This window comes from Cetobacterium sp. ZWU0022 (assembly GCF_000800875.1).
Lineage (GTDB): Bacteria > Fusobacteriota > Fusobacteriia > Fusobacteriales > Fusobacteriaceae > Cetobacterium_A.
This window is the reverse complement of sequence record NZ_JRJZ01000164.1, coordinates 1-639: the sequence shown is the minus strand read 5'-3', so window position 1 is coordinate 639 and position 639 is coordinate 1. Positions and strand designations below refer to the sequence as shown.

Here is a 639-nt window from a genome sequence, read left to right as displayed (position 1 = left end):
AGCTTCCAGGTAATAATCCTGGAAGCTCATTTAAAACTTATAGAGGTGATTTAATGTTAGTCTTGAAAATATTCGGAATTTTTTTAGTTGTATGTCTTATATTTAATGGTATCTCTGAACTTAATAAATCATGTAAAGAAAAATTTAATCGCTCTTTTATTTCAGCAGAAGTAATTGGATTTCAATTAGTTGTTGGAACTCTCATTTTTGTAGGCAAATCATGGTACAAATCAGCTTTAACAAATAATGGAGATATTTTAAATGGACAACTTTTAATAGGATTAGGAATTATTTCAGGAATAGGGTATATCATTCATCTTTATAAAACAACTAATTTCGTATATGGTACTGTTGGAATGATTATAATTTTAATATTCTTAGCTTTATATATATATGTTGGCATTTATTTTGTTATATTCTATATTTTTGCTTCAATAGTAACTTCAATAGCTGCTAAACCAACTCGAATTATCAAATAAAATACTAGGAGAAAAAATGGAAAAACTATTATTACTTTTAATTGGAATAATAATTGTACTTGCTTTATATAAAATTAAATACCACTATTCTTTAAGAAATAAATATTTAAAAGGTATTTCAAAAGAAGACACAAAAACAACAACACAAGCAGATAAAAAA

General features: G+C 24.7%; 1 protein-coding gene. It reads left to right on the top strand.

Translation table 11 applies throughout. The features are described from left to right. On the top strand, positions 1-479 hold a 479-nt coding region (locus L988_RS11420), incomplete at its 5' end, for a hypothetical protein (RefSeq protein WP_047384390.1). Positions 480-639: the final 160 nt, after the last annotated feature.